Source organism: Fibrobacter sp., from assembly GCF_017551775.1.
Classification (GTDB): domain Bacteria; phylum Fibrobacterota; class Fibrobacteria; order Fibrobacterales; family Fibrobacteraceae; genus Fibrobacter.
Genome location: NZ_JAFZKX010000062.1, coordinates 19424 through 36183, shown reverse-complemented (window position 1 = coordinate 36183; position 16760 = coordinate 19424). Strand labels below are relative to the sequence as shown.

11 protein-coding genes and 1 tRNA gene are annotated in these 16760 nt (G+C 56.0%); 4 read left to right on the top strand and 8 right to left on the bottom strand.

Translation table 11 applies throughout. The annotated features are described in order from the left end of the window. Nucleotides 1–4 precede the first annotated feature (4 nt). The 5 genes from argC to IK012_RS07005 all read right to left on the bottom strand — a co-directional run bounded on the left by argC (nt 5) and on the right by IK012_RS07005 (nt 5785). On the bottom strand, nt 5–970 hold the full coding sequence (gene argC / locus IK012_RS07025) for an N-acetyl-gamma-glutamyl-phosphate reductase (RefSeq protein WP_290952372.1): 966 nt from the start codon (nt 968–970) through the stop codon (nt 5–7). Between the two features lie 104 nt (nt 971–1074). Continuing rightward, complete coding sequence (locus IK012_RS07020) at nt 1075–1572, bottom strand: YchJ family protein (protein WP_173343098.1); 498 nt, start codon at nt 1570–1572, stop codon at nt 1075–1077. 145 nt (nt 1573–1717) lie between these two features. Beyond that, nucleotides 1718–2338: a methyltransferase gene (locus IK012_RS07015; RefSeq protein ID WP_290952368.1), complete on the bottom strand. Its 621-nt coding sequence runs from the start codon at nt 2336–2338 to the stop codon at nt 1718–1720. Then, the gene (gene rlmN, locus IK012_RS07010; protein ID WP_290952365.1) at nt 2338–3405 is read right to left on the bottom strand and encodes a 23S rRNA (adenine(2503)-C(2))-methyltransferase RlmN; all 1068 of its coding nucleotides are present in this window, start codon (nt 3403–3405) and stop codon (nt 2338–2340) included. The genes IK012_RS07015 and rlmN overlap by 1 nt, the downstream gene beginning before the upstream one ends. Nucleotides 3406–3529: 124 nt before the next feature. Next, nucleotides 3530–5785 carry a penicillin-binding protein 1A gene (locus IK012_RS07005; RefSeq protein WP_290952362.1) on the bottom strand — a complete coding sequence of 752 codons (2256 nt, stop codon included), beginning with the start codon at nt 5783–5785 and terminating at the stop codon, nt 3530–3532. Nucleotides 5786–5902: 117 nt separating this feature from the next. Between IK012_RS07005 and IK012_RS07000 the strand changes: the two genes are divergently transcribed. The 4 genes from IK012_RS07000 (at nt 5903) to IK012_RS06985 (ending at nt 9764) form a co-directional block, all read left to right on the top strand. Beyond that, a tRNA-Arg gene (locus tag IK012_RS07000) sits at nt 5903–5976 on the top strand. Nucleotides 5977–6081: 105 nt separating this feature from the next. Beyond that, on the top strand, nt 6082–7074 hold the full coding sequence (locus IK012_RS06995; RefSeq protein ID WP_290952359.1) for a metallophosphoesterase: 993 nt from the start codon (nt 6082–6084) through the stop codon (nt 7072–7074). Nucleotides 7075–7116: 42 nt separating this feature from the next. Beyond that, nucleotides 7117–9399 carry a cytochrome c biogenesis protein gene (locus tag IK012_RS06990; protein WP_290952356.1) on the top strand — a complete coding sequence of 761 codons (2283 nt, stop codon included), beginning with the start codon at nt 7117–7119 and terminating at the stop codon, nt 9397–9399. A gap of 53 nt (nt 9400–9452) precedes the next feature. Further along, nucleotides 9453–9764, top strand: coding sequence for a YbjQ family protein (locus tag IK012_RS06985; protein WP_173378289.1), 312 nt, complete (start codon nt 9453–9455; stop codon nt 9762–9764). Nucleotides 9765–9918: 154 nt separating this feature from the next. Here the strand turns inward: IK012_RS06985 and IK012_RS06980 are convergent, their stop codons facing one another. From IK012_RS06980 to IK012_RS06970, 3 genes are all read right to left on the bottom strand, one after another. After that, complete coding sequence (locus tag IK012_RS06980; protein WP_290952353.1) at nt 9919–11511, bottom strand: NAD(P)/FAD-dependent oxidoreductase; 1593 nt, start codon at nt 11509–11511, stop codon at nt 9919–9921. Between the two features lie 102 nt (nt 11512–11613). Beyond that, a complete protein-coding gene (locus IK012_RS06975) occupies nt 11614–14826 on the bottom strand; it encodes a right-handed parallel beta-helix repeat-containing protein (RefSeq protein ID WP_290952351.1) in 3213 nt (1070 codons plus the stop codon). Continuing rightward, complete coding sequence (locus IK012_RS06970; RefSeq protein WP_290952348.1) at nt 14826–16745, bottom strand: FecR family protein; 1920 nt, start codon at nt 16743–16745, stop codon at nt 14826–14828. Before IK012_RS06970 ends, IK012_RS06975 begins: the two co-directional genes overlap by 1 nt. Between the last annotated feature and the right edge of the window lie 15 nt (nt 16746–16760).

The following is a 16760-nucleotide window of genomic DNA, read 5'->3' as shown; positions in this document are numbered from 1 at the left end:
TGGGCTAGACCAGGCTGATGGATTCATCAAGGCCCAGAGCGATATTCATGTTCTGGATGGCGGCGCCGCTTGCGCCCTTGCCCAGGTTGTCGATAATTGTCGTCACCTGCATCACGTTCTCGTTGCCGAAAACTTGGATGCGGGCGTTGTTCGTGTCGTTTTCGACCGTCGCGTCGAGCCTTCCGTTGAACAGCACGGGCGCGGCTTCAAACGGCATCACCTTCACGAAGCGGCTGCCTTCGTAGTGCTTCGCGAGAATTTCGGTAAGGCCTTCGGGGCCGACCTTCTTCGTGAGCATGTTCGCGAAGATGGCGACCGTGACCGCCATGCCCTTGTAGTAGGGGCCGAGCACCGGGTTGAAGAAGGGAACGTTGTCGAGTTCGCAGTACTTCTTCATTTCGGGCAGGTGCTTGTGGGCGAGTGCCAGAGCGTAGGGCGCGGGAGCCATGATGGCCTTCGATTCGCCGGCCTTGTGCGCGAGATTCGCTTCGTCTTCGTATTCGGCGATGAGCTTCTTGCCGCCGCCGGAATAACCCGTGATGCTGTAGGCTGCGAGGTTGGCGCTCTTCGGGAGGATTCCCGAGGCAATCAGCGGGTGCACGCCCAGGATAAAGCCCGAGGCGTGGCAGCCGGGGTTCGCGATGCGCTTGCTCTTGGCGATGGCTTCGCGCTGGGCGGCCGAAAGTTCCGGCATCCCGTATGTCCAGTCGGGGTTCACGCGGTGCGCCGTGGAGGCGTCGATCACGCGGGTGTTCGGGTTTTCGCAGAGGGCGGCGCTCTCGACGGCTGCCGCATCGGGCAGGCACAGGAACGTCACGTCGGACTCGTTGATAAGCCTCTTGCGCTCGGCGGTATCCTTGCGGAGTTCGGGAGCGATACGCAACACTTCGATGTCGCTGCGCTTTGCGAGTCTTTCATAAATCTGCAGGCCGGTCGTTCCTGCTTCGCCGTCAACAAAAACTTTGAACATCTTTTAGTTGTTAGTTATTGGTTGTTGGTTTTTGGTTTATGAATCGCGGCTGCGCCGCCTATTTATAAACCAGTAACTATTGACTAGTGACTATGGGCTAAGAATTACTTTCCAGCGCCGCAGCACTTCTTGTACTTCTTGCCAGATCCGCACGGGCACGGGTCGTTGCGGCCGACTACCGGACCTTCGTGGCGGACGGTTTCCTGCTTCACTGCACGGCCGTCGTAGAAGAACCATGCGCCGCCCACCTTGTGGAACTCGCCGAGTTCGTGGTGGTTGCGGGTGATGTTGCCCTGCTTGAAGCGAGCGACGAATTCGACCCAGCCGATGTTCTTTTCTTCTTCGGTCTTGGTCTGCTTGATTTCGATGCCGAGCCATTCGGATTCGCGGCTCCATGCTTCTACGCTCGGTTCGTCAAAGTCGCTACGCTGCGTGGCTTCGAGGGAATCCTTGAGCCATGCGATTTCGTGCTTGGCGTATGCGGTGTAGCGAGAGCGCATCAGGGCTTCGGGGCTCTGAGCGAGAGCCGTACCCTTGATGATGGGTTCGCAGCATTCCGAGTATTCCTTTCCAGATCCACAGGGGCATAAATCTTTAGCCATAGTCCAATCCTTATTTGTTATGAGCAGCGGGCCTTGGGTGTTGAAGCTTTTGACACGACGCTCTTTTTATTTTTCAAAAAAATAGTTAATGTCTGAATGAAATTTCACTGTTGGTTTCGCCTACGGTGCATCGCACAAAGCGGAATTACAGGCACTTCTTCATGAGCCAGAATTCTTCCTTGCCTTCGCGGCCGGGGAGGCTGTTCACTGCCGGAACGCGTTCGACGATATCGAACACGCCGTCGAGGCGCGCCATGAGTTCGCCTTCGCTGGTGCAGTGCGGCGGGCCCTGGAGGGTCTTGCCGTTCATCAGCGGGAACATGAGGCAGATGAAAAGTCCGTCGTCCTTGAGCATCTTGTAGCAGACTTCGAAGAACTCGTCACGGCGTCCCGGGTGGATTGCGGAGAACGTGCCGTAGTCGTACACGATGTCGAACAGCTGGCCGCCACGCTTCGGGTCCTTGGGGGAGAGCGTGAACAGGTCGAGGTCAAGGGAACGCAGGTTCTTGTGCGCACGGCTCAGGTGGTCCAGTTCGTCGACTGCGGTTGCCGCGAAGTCGACTGCGAGGACTTCGTGTCCGCGCTTCGCCCAAGCCTCGGCATCGTAGCCGAAGCCTGCGCCGGGAACCAGAACGGAGCCCTCGGCAGGGCAGGAGGGATGCTTGAAGAATTCAAGCAGGGCCGGAGTCGCCTTCTTAAAATTCCAGTAATCCTTGCCGTTGGCGTAGAGATTGTCCCAGAATTCCGGGAGGTTCTGCGTTAACATTATTTACCTTCCTTTTTATACGCAAGCTGTCCGCAGGCGGCGAGGATGTCGCGTCCCCGCGGATTGCGAATCGTTATTTGAATTTCTGCTGCTCGCACCGCGGCGAGGAAGTCTTCTACCTCTTCCGGTGTCGGAGCGTGGAGTGTAGGGTCGTCCCCGTCGTTAAGCACGATTGCGTTCACCTTTACGCGGCGGGGGGCGCAGATGCGGATAAGCTCCTTCGCGGCCTTCGGGGTGCAGGTGATTCCCTGGATGAGGACGAATTCGAAAGTTACGTAGTTGTCGGTGCGGCGGATGTAGTCGTCGACCGCCTCGAGCAGTTTCTCGATGGGCCACACCCTGTTCACGGGCATCACGGATGAACGGTATTCGTTGTTCGTGCTGTTGAGGCTCACCGCGAGGCAGCAGGGCGTGTTCCTGTCCACGAGTTCCTTGATTTTCGGGACGACGCCCGAGGTACTCACGGTCATGCGCTTTGCGCCCATGTTGAAAAGGCTCTGGTTATGGAGCGTGCAGCACACGCGGTGCACCTGTTCCAGGTTGTTGAGCGGTTCGCCCATCCCCATGAAGATGATGTTGGTGACCTGGGCTACCTTTCCATCGGCGTCGAGGATGCCGTTATCCTTCAGGTACCAGTTCACGCAGAGAATTTCTTCGAGAATTTCGCCTGCCTCGAGGTTCCTGGTGAAACCCATCTTGGCGGTACGGCAGAAGGCGCAGTTCTGGGCGCAGCCGATCTGCGTAGAGACGCATACGGAAAAGCGACCGTTTGCCGGAATCATGACCGTTTCGATGTGGTGGCCGTCGTGGGTCTCGAAAAGCCATTTCACCGTGCCGTCGGTAGAGACGAGGTGCTGGTCTTCCTTGAGGGCGAGCATGCTGAATTGTGCGGCGAGTTTTTCGCGGAGCGCGGGCGGGACGTTCACCATCTCGTCAAAACTGCGCACCTGTTGGCAAAAAAGCCATTTCTGGATTTGGTCGGCGCGGTACTGCTTTTCGTTTACGTCCCTGAGCCAAGCTTTCAGCTCGTCTGTCGTTAGGGACTTTATGTTGCGCGGCCATTCCATAGTGGTGTAAAGATAGAAAAAAAACAGATTTTTGTTAAGGGCTAAAAACGCGTAAAACCCTTTAAAATAAAGGGTTTCCACGCTTTTTACAATTCGAATTGTACTTGTTTTTTATGAAAGGGTTCTAGAACATCTTGCGCGTCTTTTTCGCGCCTTCAGAATGCTCTATGCTGCCCTTGTTGCTGAACAGAGTCGCGTCGTCGGCGGACTTGGTGCGCACCTTGTAATGGTCGCCGTCGCAGACTTCGTCGGGGTAGTTGTTCGTCGTGTAAAGGCAATAAGTCTTTTCGGTGCAGAACTCGCCTGCTAGTTTACCTGTAAGGTTGCAGACGCCCTTGCCGATAACGCCCTGTGGCATGGGGAAGGATTTCTGCCTGAGGCCCTTGTGGATTTTGGTCATCACGGCGATCCACGGCGGGAGCGCGTAGTTGCCGCCCGTGTGGCCCACGCCCATGGAAACTGCCTGGTCGTATCCGACCCACACGCCCATGGTGTAGTGCTTGGTAAATCCGATGTACCAGGCGTCGGTATAATCGTTCGTGGTACCGGTCTTGCCGCCGCTCGGGTGGTTGAACCCGCTCGCTGTCACCTTGTAGCCCGTACCGCGGAGGTTCACGTCCTTCAGGATGTCCACCATCAGGTAGGCTGAAGGCGGCTTCATCACGACGCTTTCTATCTTGGAATTCTTTTCGATGACCTCACCGTTCTTGTCCTCGATGGATTCAATCATGTAGGGCTCGATTCTCGTGCCGAGGTTCGGGAACACCGTGTAGGCGGAAGTCATTTCGAGGAGGGTCGCGCCAACAGAACCGAGGGCGAGGCTCGGGACCGCGACGAGCGGTGCCTTGCGGATGCCGAATGCGCGGGCGTAGTTCACCACGGCGCTGAGCCCGTATTTAGATGCGGTGAGGACCGCCGGGATGTTCTTGGAGCGGTAGAGCGCCTTGCGGAGCGTCATCATGCCTTCAAAGTTCTTCTCGGAGTTGTGCGGGCGCCACATGCCGTTTGCCGCCGTTTCGTCGGTCATCGTGATGGGGGCGTCGTTCACGGAGTCGCAGGGGGAGGCGCCGTTGTCCATCGCCACGGAGTAGACGATCGGCTTGAAGGAGGATCCCGGCTGGCGTAGGGACTGGACTGCGCGGTTGTAGCGGGATTCGTTGAAGTCGTTTCCGCCCACCATCGCACGGATTGCGCCCGTCTCGTTCTCGATGACGACCATCGCTATCTGCGCGTCGTGGTAGCGCACTTCGGGCGGATAGCGCCATTTCTTGGGGTTCGGGCCGTTGTCGCTGGCCAGGTAGTCCTTCTTGAACAGGGCGTAGACGCTGTCGAAGTGGGCGTAGACGGAATCCTTGTCCATTTCGTACTTTTCGGCGAGCTTCAGGTTCTTGATGGCCTTGCGCTTGAATTCGGTACGGTATTTCGCGACCGTCGCCTTGGCTACGCTGTCGGCCACGCTCTGGATGTCGGGGTCGATGGTACTGAAGATGGAGACACCGTCGGCGTAGAGCGAGCTTTCGCCGTACTTCTTTTCCATGTACTTGCGGATTTCTTCGAAGTAGTACAGGCCGTTGCCCGTTTCGGGTTCCTTTTCGGCGAGGACGATCGGGGTGGCGACGTACTTGCGGTAGTCTTCCTTGCTGATATAGCCGGCGTCATACATGGCGTAGAGCACCGTGTTGCGGCGTTCGAGCGAGGCCTTCGGGTGCCTGTCGGGGCGGTACGATTCGGGGGCCTTGAGCATGCCCGCGAGGACGGCGTATTCCGGAATGGAGAGGCTATCGAGCGCATGCCCGAAGTAGTACTTGCCAGCGGCTTGGAAGCCGTAGTTGCCACCGCCCAGGTACACCTCATTCATGTAGAATTCGAGGATTTCCTGCTTGGTGTACGTCTGCTCGATGCGGATGGCGGTCATCGCCTCCTTGATTTTACGGGAAATAGAGCGTTCCGGTGTGAGGAACAAGAGCTTGGTCAACTGCTGGGTGAGGGTGGAGGCACCGCGGAGCTGCTTGCCGCTCAGGGCGCTCTCGATGATGGCGGACGGGATGGCCCAGACGTTCATGCCCCAGTGCTTGTAGAAGGCGCGGTCTTCGGTCGCCATAACGGCGTGAATCGCGTTTTCGGGGATGGAATCGAACGGGGTCCATTCGCGGCGTTCCACGAAGTATTCGTGCGCAATCTTCCCGTTCATGTCGTAGATGTTGGTCACCAGTTTCGGGTTGATCTGCTCGAGCTGCGTGAGGGACGGGAGTTCGGAAGAGAAATGGTGGTAGGTGATGATGACGCCAATGATTCCGAAGAATACGGGCGCGCACAGGATGGCGAGGCAAATCAGGAACTTCCTGTCCGTAAAGAGATTCTTTAGGTAGGAACCTGCCAAATTGAGAAAAGTCTTTATTTTTTGCATCGTAGACACTTCGCAAGAAGAAATTATTCAACAAATTTAGAAAAATCCCTTGACAATTCAACCGATGTTGCTATATTTGGGGTCGTTCAAGCGGATGTAGCCCAACTGGATAGAGCGTTTGGCTACGAACCAAAAGGCTCCAGGTTCGAGTCCTGGCACCCGCACGAGAAGAAGGCCGGTCAATAAGACTAGCCTTCTTTTTTTTGTATATCTCGGGTCCGAATTGCGCGGCGAGGGGCCTTGACCCGTAAAAAATATATCTTTATCGCATGAACCCATCCATCGACTTTATCGGCGATATCCATGGCCACTGCTCCGAACTGCGGCTTCTTTTGAAGAAGCTGGGGTACGAAGAAACGCAGGGCGCCTTCCGCTATCCGGGCGGAGAGCGTACCGTCGTGTTCCTGGGCGACTACATCGATCGAGGGAACGAGGCCCGCGATACGGTGAACCTGGTGCGTGCCATGCGCGATGCGGGTTCTGCCGTTGCCCTGATGGGTAACCACGAGTTCAATGCGCTTTGCTTTTGGCAGTTGAACGGCGCGGGCGGATCGCACGTGATTCACTGCATCCGCGGGGGCTACCTGCGCGAACATAGCTTCAACAAGGTGGCGATTCACGCGAAGACCGTCGAAAGTTACAAGGGCCGTAAGGCGGAATTCGAGGAAATGCTTGATTTTTTCAAGACGCTCCCGTTCTATATAGAAGCGGAGACGTTCCGGGCGCAGCATGCCTGCTTTGATGCGGGTGCAGCCGCGAAACTGGCGGGCGAAAACGTGCGCTGCTTTGCCGACGGGAACTATGACGAGCTGCTAGCCCGTGCGAACGACCAGTTCCACGAGTATAGCGATTCGCTTTTTGACCCGATAAACCTCTTCTTGAAGGGGCCCGAGATGGACCTGCCCGAGGGAATCACGTTCCGCGATGGCGAAGGCGTTCTCCGCAAGCGGGCGCGAATCCGGTGGTGGATAGACCCGAAGGGAACGACGATGCGGGAACTCTCCTTCCAGCCGGGAGTGGAACTGCCTGCCTGCGATGTGCCAGCGGAAGTTCTCGGGCGTAGCTTCTATGGTGAAAAAGAGCGTCCCGTATTTTTCGGGCACTACTGGCTGACGGGGCTCCCGAGGCTCATTCGCGACAATGTGTGCTGCGTTGATTTTAGCGTGGCGGGCTACCGCGGCGATGGCCGGCTTGTGGCGTACCGCTTCGACGGTGAGCAGAAACTCGACGAAAGCAAGTTCGTGTGGGTGGAGGCAATCTAGACGAAAGAGATGCTCCCTGTTCTGATAAAAAAGCTGTCGTCCTTGAAATTTACCGCGGCGTTGCTGGTCGCGTTCCTGATTCTTACGTTCTGGGGCGTGCTTGCGCAGGCGAATGCGGAAGAGGCGGGGTTGTCGGCGTCGGTTGCCGTGGACCGCTTCTTTGACAGTTTCTTCGTGTGGGCCATGGGCGTGGTTCCGCTCCCTGCGTTCAAGAGCGTCGCGATTGCTGCGTGCGTAAACCTTGTCGCCTCCATGGTGTACCGCTTGCCCCGCGGGTGGAAGAATGCGGGTCTCTGGCTAATGCATGTCGCCCTGCTCGTTTTGCTTGCGGGTGGTGTCGTCGGGAGTGCCGCAAAGCGGGAGTACAACGGGTTCGCGGTCGTGCCCTCGGGCTCGGCGGTGGAACAAGATGCTCTGCAGGAACTTTCCGCCGGTACGGACGTTCCCGCGCAGAATGTGAAGTTCTTTGCTGCCGAAGACAGCCTGGGCAAGGAACAGGTGGATGGAATTCCGCTGCAGGGAGGCTGGCCCTATTACGTGCAATACCGCGGGAGCATGGAAATGGCGCCGGGCAAAAACATCGCGATGTACAAGGCGTTTTACGACCCGTTCCATTTGGTGCCTTATGTGTTCATGGTGCTGTTTCTGTTGGGGGCGGTGTTCCATTATGCGGTGAAGGTGCGTGCGTCTCGGAAAGGTGGTTCTCGAACGGAATATTCTCGGGAGGAATCTTCCCGGACAGAATATTCTGATGGGGTCGAAAAAATCGTGCCGCTTCTGGCGCTTGTGATGCTTGCGGTGCCGATGAATGCGCGTGCGGATGAGATCCCGAGTGATGCCTTGGTAACGTTCTCGGTGAGGCGCGACGCCTCGGTGATTGTCTGGGAAGGCCTGAAGACGGATTCCCCCGTGCTGGTAGATTCTGCTATTCGCCCGTTCGATTCGTTTGCCCGCGGGTTCCTCGATGATTTGAGCGGGCGCGTTACTTACAAGTGCCGGGAAGGGGAACCATGTTGCGAAAAAATGGGTGTGGGGAAGGTTGCCGCAAGGAACGTCGTAAGGCAGATTCTGCTTTACCCGGAAGAAGCTGCCCGTCTGGCATTTTTTAAAGTTCTCCGCAGCGATGTCCTGGAAGCATTGCGCTTGCCGAGCGATTCGCGTTATGTTAGCTATGCGGAGTTGGCGCCGTCGCGCGACTTGCTGGAACTCTATGCGAGCAGAAACGACGACCATCCGGCGACAGTCGAGATGAAGCGGCTTTATTCGAACGTTTTGCAGTATGAATCTGTCGCGAATCGGACTGCGTTTTCGATTGTTTCCGGCGAGCCTATGAAAGCGGATTCAAACCAGCGCTCGGTAGAGGTCTTCTACCACAGTGTGAATTTGACCTTGTGGAGTTTTGTGGTGGCCTTTATGGCATGCCTGCTTTCGCTGCTGAACCTTATTTTCAAGAAGCGGCAACTTGATGTCGTAGCGAATGTGGCGTGTATCGCTGCTGCGGGAATTCTCGCTGTTTTGTTCGCTCTGCGCACTTATGTTGCTTCCCGCGTTCCGCTTTCTAGTTTGTACGAAATTGTGTTGCTTGTATCGATGCTCCTGATGGCGTTCGAGTCCGGAGCATTCATATTCTGCAAACGCCGGACCTTTACGCTCATGATTCCCGTGATGTGCATGGCGGCGGCCCTCCTGTTCTTCGCGAAGTTCGTGCTGGAGCCGGGCGATACGTTCAGGCCGATTCCTGCCGTATTGAATTCCTCAGTATTCCTTACGGTTCATGTGTTCACGATTGCGCTCGGGTTCGCGGGCATGATCCTTTCGGGCGTCATTGCCCATGTGGCGCTGTTCCGCGAGGCGGTTGCCGGTAAAACCTGCGGGCTGCTTGCGGGCAATTCGCATGATGCCTTGGCGCGGGAACAGGACGGTGCGGGTACTCCGCTGGATTCCCTCCTGTACGGCACGCTCGTATTCGGCGCTGTCTTTACCATAATAGGCACGCTCCTGGGCGGCGTGTGGGCGGATTTCGCATGGGGGCGTTTCTGGGGGTTCGACCCGAAGGAATGCGGCGCGTTGTTCGTAATCCTGTGGGCGATGCTCGCGCTTCATCTGCGCGCGGGCCGTCTCGTGTCGCGGCGCGGGTTTACGTTGTTCAATAGCTTCAATGTGGTGGTGACGTTCCTCTGCTGGTTCGGCGTGAATTTGCTCGGGGTAGGGCTGCACAGTTACGGGTTCCAGAGCGGAACTGCTTTGTGGCTCGGTATTTTTGTGCTCGTCGATGTGCTTTTCATCGTGCTTATTGGGCGCTTTGTCAAGAGAAGCGCTGTGTAATACACGCTTATCCGCGCTATTTTATATATTCATGAAAAAAGGAGGCATGGAATATGCAATTAGTGACGACCGATTTTATTACGGGCAAGGAAATTCAGACCATCCAGATGGTCAAGGGCAGCGTCGTGTTCAGCAAGAACGTGGTTCGCGATGTATTTGCTGGCCTCAAGACGCTTGTTGGCGGCGAGATTGCTGGCTATACCGAAATGCTGAATGACGCCCGCAATATTGCGACGAAGCGTATGGTGAACGAAGCTTCCCATCTCGGCGCCGATGCCATTGTGAATGTCCGCTTTATGACATCTTCCGTGATGGCGGGGGCTTCCGAAATTATCGTTTACGGCACTGCCGTGAAGTTTAAGTAGATTCATGTTTGCTTCAAGGGACTATTTGCACGCTCGCTTATAGCGACCGTTCGTGCTAGATGCTATAAAACAAGTATAGGGCTGGCGCTCACTTTTGCAACCGCGCCTCGTTGATTCGGGGCGCTTTTTGTTTTCGGAATTCAGATTGCTTTTTTTATTTGCTCTTTTTCGCGCGGACAGCGAGTCTTACGCCGTCGGCGGCGCTTGTGACGATTCCGCCGGAATAGCCGGCGCCTTCACCGAGCACGAAAAGCCCCTGCGTGTTGACGCTTTCAAGCGTGTCGTTATTGCGCGTGATGCGTACCGGTGAACTCGTGCGTGTTTCGGGGGCCACAATCAGGCCCTGTTCTATAAATCCCGGAATCTTGCGGTCAAAATTCTGGAAGCCTTCCGCGAGCGAATTGCAGATTTTCTTGTCGAGCCAATCCCACATGTTGCAGGCGGCAAGCCCGCAGGGGTACGTGGATTTGGGCAGGCTCTTGTCGGCGCGGTGGGCGAGGAAAGCCTTGATGGTCTGTGCGGGCGCGGCGTAGCCTTTCCCGCCGACCTCGAATGCGTCGCGTTCTGTTTTACGCTGGAAATCGAGCCCGCCGAAGGTTGTTTCGCTTGCTTCTACGGGCACGACAATCGCCCCGTTTGCGGTATGCCCGTTGCGGCGGCTGTAGCTCATGCCGTTGGTGGCGAGCGTCCCCGGCTCAGAGGCGCAGGGAACAAGAACTCCGCCCGGGCACATGCAGAAACTGTAGGCGCTGCTCGTCTTGTTTAGCGTCGGGGTCGCGAGGAAGTATTCCGCAGCTCCCGTGAGGCGTGTGTCTACGCCTTTCCCGAGTTGCCGGAGGTTGATAAGCGTTTGCGGGTGCTCCACGCGCACGCCCATCGCGAACGCCTTGCTTTCGAGCGTTACCCCGCGGGCTGCTAGGAGTTCGTATATTCCGCGTGCGGAATGTCCCGTGGCAAGAACCAGCGCTTCGCACGGCTGCCAGCGGGTGGCGCTGTTTAATTCATTTATTTTTATCGCGCAAATCCTGCCATCCTTTATCTCCACGTCTTCCAGCGCGGTATCGAAGTGGATTTTCCCGCCGAGGCGTGCAATTTCCGCACGGATTTTTCTCAGCATCAGCACGAGCCTGTCGGTCCCGATATGCGGCTTTGCGAATGTCACGACGCTTTCGTCGACCCCGAAATCCACCATGTCGCGCAGGACTGTCTCGGAGTATATATTGCGGCTGCGGGTATTGAGCTTGCCGTCACTGAATGCGCCGGCCCCGCCTTCGCCGAACAGTACGTTGGAATGCTCGTTGAAGATTCTGTCGGCGAAGAACCTGCGGATGTCGCGGAACCGCTCTTCTACGGGTTTGCCCTGCTCGTACAAATCTACGGAAAATCCGCGACGCAGCAGGTGGAGGGCTGCCCACAGCCCTGCGGGGCCCGCCCCGATGATGTCCACGTGCGGTGCCATCAAAACGCTCCCTGCCAGCGGATCGCTTTCCAGGGATTCGCGTTCCCGCTTGGCCTCGATTAGCCCGCGGGCCGCATTGCCCGAAGCGCGAAGCGGACGTTCCACGTCGAAGATGACGTTGTAGCTCCAGTGCGGCGCTCCCTTGCGGCGGCTGTCCAGCGCGAACCGCTCCACCTCGAGATTGAAAATTTTTTCGGGATGCAGCCTGAGTTCGCGGGCGAGCGCCCCGCGAATTTCGCCCTTCTTTTCGAGAGCGACCGGCAGTTCTCTGTAGCGGTACGTGAACATCGAAAACAAAAATAAAAAAAGCGAGCCTCTCGGCCCGCCTTTAAAATATCATTGCTTGCTAAAACACGCCGTGAGCAACAAAGCCCCGTGGGACGGTTCGCGTCAGAATACATAATGGGCGTTCACACCCATGTAGATGTCGCTGTACTGGTAGCTCTTGTTGTCGGGCCTGAGATAGATGGCCGTTCCCGCGAACCATTCCGTGTAGAACTTCTTGTTGTGGTTTACGCGCAGGTTTGCGTTGCCGAGGATGTCCATTTCGGTTTCCTTGAAGTCCTTGCCCTCTTCGTTCCAGTCCGTGTTCATGTAGCGGAACGAAGAAGAGATGTCCAGCACCAGGAAGCGGTTCATGAACGGAACTTCGATTTCTTCTTCGACCGTGTATTCGATTTCGCTCATGTCATCGCGGTTGTAGCTCTTGTAGCGGGGCGTGAAGGCGAAACGGTTCTGCAGTATAGGGAATATCGTAGTCACGGAAATGGGATATGCCTGCTCAAAGTAGTTGGCTCCGCTGAAGTAGTATCCAAGCTTGCCCCAGGTGGAGTTCGCGAGATCCATGTCCTTGATCAGTTCGTCCTTGTGGAATACGGAAACGTCGGTGCGCATGGCGAATATGCCGTTGGCCTTGATTACGGATTTCTTTGTTGCACGGAACGTTGCGCCGGCATTCCAGATGTTCTTGAAAATTTTTTCCTGGAAGCACGAGGCGAGATAAGGTGCTTCTATGAGATCCATGTATTCTTCCCATCTTTCGCTGTCGACATAGGTGGAATCGCCTTTGTTCACGAGCAATGTCGAATCGCGTCCCTTGCGGGCGCTGAACCAGTCGTCCCTGTAAATGCCGTCTTCCAGGTTGCTGCTGGCGTGCAGCTGGAACGGACGGTGCTGAGTCATGTATTCAAAGTTGTACGAGAAACTCGCGCTTAGGTTCTTGTTCATCTTGAAGATGTTGTCGATTCTCACTTTCTGGATGTACTTTGTGCGGTCGTTGTCGAGTTCGTGTTCTTCCAGCCAGGAATCGCTTGTTCCGCCGAACAGCCCCCATTCCGATCCTTCGCTCAGGCCGAAGATGTTCGTCTTGTCTTCATGAGCCGCTTTTTCCACGTTCATCTGGTAGCCAAATCCGAGGTTCCAGAATCCGAAAATATCGTGCTGGTCTACGCGAAACCCGAATTCACGCGTGTCCGAAAGCTGGTCCGGTGAGCCTGCGCTGTAGAAATCTTCGCCCACGTACTTGATGTGGGTATTTATGCTTGTTTTGTTAGTGCTCCAGTTGAGCGATGCGCCGATGGCGAAATTCTGGCTGCCCCAATTGAGGCCCATGACGCGTCCCTCGTCGCGGTCGTCCTGTTCTTGCTTCTGTACGGATTTAGCTTCGCTGATGAGCGTGCGCAGGGATTCGCGCATTTCGCTCCTGCTGAGCGTCGTGTTTTCACCGAAGATGGAATAGAGTTCCGCATCGGAGAGGCTGTTGATTCTGGACTGGTTCTGCATCAGCTGGCGCAACAAGTTGAACGATGAGGGATTGAGTCCCGCTTCATAGAACACCTGGTTGATTGCCCTCTGGCGGATGGCGTCCGTGGTGTCGGCTCGGCCTACGGCAATCTGCCCGTTGAGTTCGATGTTTCCCGGGAAGAACAGCCAGTTTCCGTCGGCATAGAACGTGACGGATTCCTGCATCGGGTCATTCGTCGCCCATGTGCTGCTGGCACCATCGCGCAGGATGGGGTCCTCGAGTTCGTCGTTCGCGTAGATTACGCCGGCCTTTATGTCGAAGCGGCGCAGCGGTGCCCACTTGATGAATCCGCCATAGGCGATGCGCTGGGCCTGCAATTCTCCGTCTTCAATATAATCGTTGTAGATGTAGGGGTGGCGTGCGCCTTCCACGAGGCTGCGCTTTGCTTCGCCGAAGAATCCGTTGAGTTCGAACAGGGGCTGGTTCGCATTGTTCCTAAGGAGCGAGACCGTGTAATCCGCACCGAAGATCGGGATGCCGGCCATGTATGTTTCGCCGCCCGCTTGCATGAAGTCGCCGAGGGTTACCTTGTTGAAACCGTCCATGTAGCTCAGGGTTACGGGGTTCGGGGCGAAATGGTTCCATGCGTCGATGCTGAGGTCGGTGTTGAACTCGATTGTCTTTCCGTCGGTTGACTGCATCATCAGGAATACGCTGGCGGCACCGGCGAGTCCTGGAACCTGGAAGGTATTCTTGTACTTTTCACCCGGGAGGATGGTGTCGTTATCGACAATGTCGAGGCTGTCGTTTTCGTTCTTGGTCGTATTCACGATGTGGTACGAGAGGCCTATCATCGCGTTGCCGATGATTTTCCAGCGCGTTTTCGAGGAATCGTTCTTCGAAAGTTCATCTAGGCGTTTTTCGGAGACGGATATAATCCTGTCCGAAGCCTTGAATGGACGGGCCTGTATTCCAGGAATCTCGGGTACCGGGGGCAACACCGCCATTGTCGCTTCGGCCTCGCTGCTGATATTTTTCTTGTTCCCCTTGGCCGATTCGATGATTTCGGGTGCGAGAATTTCTGCCGAAGCGACGCCGACGTCGTTCTTGGCGATTTTGGTCTTGCTCAGGGTGACAAGCGTATTGCCCATGTTGAGCACGCCGGTCTCGTTGTTGCTTATGCGGCTGGAGATGATTTTCGTTTCTGCAAGTTCGGAATTGAGGATGGCCACCTTGTTCTTTTCGAAGGCGTTGCGGTCTATCTTTACATTGGCGTAGTTTGAAACGAGGAAGCCGACCTGGTTTCCGCCGAAATAGCAGTCGTTCGCCGTGACGCTAGCGTTGCGTGCGTAGACGCCGTGAATACCATTTTCGATACTGACCTTTTGCAGGTCTACCGAGCCGTTTTCGACCGCTATATTTGCAGCCGCTCCGCTGATATGGGTGTTGCGAATTTCCGCCCTCTCTTCGCCCGTAATGGAGATTCCCTTCCAGTCCCCGGCCTTGGAGTCTTCGCTTGCGGGAAGGAACCTGACGGGCGACATCCTGGAGCCGGCGATGACGAGCTGGCCGTTGTCCACCTGGAGGCCGGTTCCCGGCTTGAAGTAGAGCTCAACGCCGGGTTCGATGAGGAGGCTCGTGTTCGGGGCGACGATGAGGTCGCCGGTAACGAGGTAGGGCGATTCGTCCTGCTTGAGGAAGCCGTGGACTTCGCCTTTAATTTCGGTACTTATGGAAGGAACTGACGTGGATGCCGTATCGGCAATTGCCGTCGAATCGATCGGGGCTTCGGTCTGCGCAAAAATCATGGCGGACCCGATGGCGATGGTCGAAAGGAGGGACTTGCAGGGAAGGTGCATTAGTTGACCTCGTAAGTCTTGACGGCGGTTGTTTTCCGGCCATTCTTCATTTCAACGAGAATCGTCACTTTGGATACCTTTGCGTACGGAAGTTCCACTGGGATGCTGTAGTCCAGTTCCGTAATCTGGTCGTTGCGGAGATCGAGGAGTGTCGAATTTTCCATTGAAACGCGGATGTGTGCGATGTGGATGGGATTCTGCTGTACGACATTTGAAATCCTGAAGCGCAAGGTCTTGTAGACGACTGCTTTGTCCACCTTCGGGGGAGGCGGAGGCGGACGCAGGAGTTCGTAGCTGGCGCCCGATAAGGTGATGGCCGGCTTGTTCTTGGGGTAGCAACCGAAGGTGTGCTTTGTGGTGCTGCTGTTGTCCGCCTGGTCCTTGACCATGAGGGTGTAGTTGTGGATTCCCGGGTTGAGTTTCACCTTGAAGGTGGCGTCTTGCGTGAAAGATCGTTCCTTTGTGGCCACTTCGTCGACTTCGGTAGAAAGGAATACCAGGTCGTCGTTTGCGCCCTGGAGCGAGAAGAGCGCCTCGCACTTGAGGGAGTCGGAATGGATGAGGGACACTACCGGCGGAAGCTGGTTCACCTGCGGGCAGTTCTTCTTGATGTTCAGCGCGAGCTTCTTGGTGTATTTCTTTTTCTTGCCGGTGTATTCCACGACGGCTTCTTTCTCGTTCCAGTTGTGGAGGGCGTCGCTGATGGAAACGGTGTGCTCGAATTCTCCGTTCACGCTCAGGGGCACGAGGTTCTTCGACTTGTATTCCCCGATTTTTACGAAGAGGGAACCTTCGGTGTCGGTCGGGTCAAATCTTCCTTCTATGGTCACGGCTCCCGGTTCGCAGACCGTGGTGGGCGAGGGGGTCGTAATTTCGAGAGAATCCGTGGGTGCCAAATTCTGTGCCTGGTAGTACGTGGTAATCAGGCCGCAGTCTGCCGAAATTTGCTTCTTGCATGTCTGGGAGGCCTTGCTGTTCTTTTTCGTGTTCTGGCATTTGGTTTCGATTTCGACGCTGCAGGTGGCGGGGAATTTCTTTTCGCCGCTGATGCCCGCGTCCCAATCCGCGGTGTATTCGAAACGCCTTGCGTCCTGGAAGGTCTTGCTGTCCAGGGTGAGGCTGACGCCTTTACTGCAGGAACCCGTGATGGTCAGGTAGTTTGCCGTGATGGTGTCCTTGACGGAATCGAAGTGGCATTTGAACTTGTCCTTGATCTTCTCGAATTCAGCCTGGATTTCGCTGTCGGCCTGCTGGGCTTCCTTTATGATCTGGTCGTCGGATTTGTTCGGGTCGTCGATGAGTTGTTCGAGGAGTTCCTGGAAATGGTTGCTGCCCGAGGATTTCGCGTTAATGGTATGGCATTTCTTCGCATCGGGCCTGATGTACACGGTCTGGCCGCCGTTCACTTCGCATTCCAGACCCTGGGGCGTCTGGAGCAGGGCGTTGCCGTTTGCGAGCGCCATAAAGGTGGCCTTCGGAGTCTGGCCGAATATGCCGCTTGTACCGCGAATGGCGGCTATGGCTGTGGAAGTCTTGAAGTTGAAGCTTCCTCCGGAACGCTGCTTCTGGGCGTTGAACCGGACCTTTCCGGTCTTCACGTCGGTGAATACGGTCTGCGCCCCGTTCTCAATCTGGAGGGTCGTGAACTCGACGAGGGAAATCTCCTGGACGGTGATGGTACTTCCGTCAGAAAGCACCAACGCGACGCTGGATTCGATGCCGGTGTGGATCTGGTCTCTTTCGTTGACCCGGGTGCCCACGTAGATTTCGTTCCATTCGCCAATATTGGTCTTTTTTTGGAACTTGGCGTCACCGAGTCTGTCTATGACCCTGGCCGAGGTGCTTTTGGCGGCCATGGCGCACGTTCCGGTCGCCATGAGCAGGGCCATTATTGCCTTGATTTTCCCAGAAAATGACATAAATCCTCGTTTGCG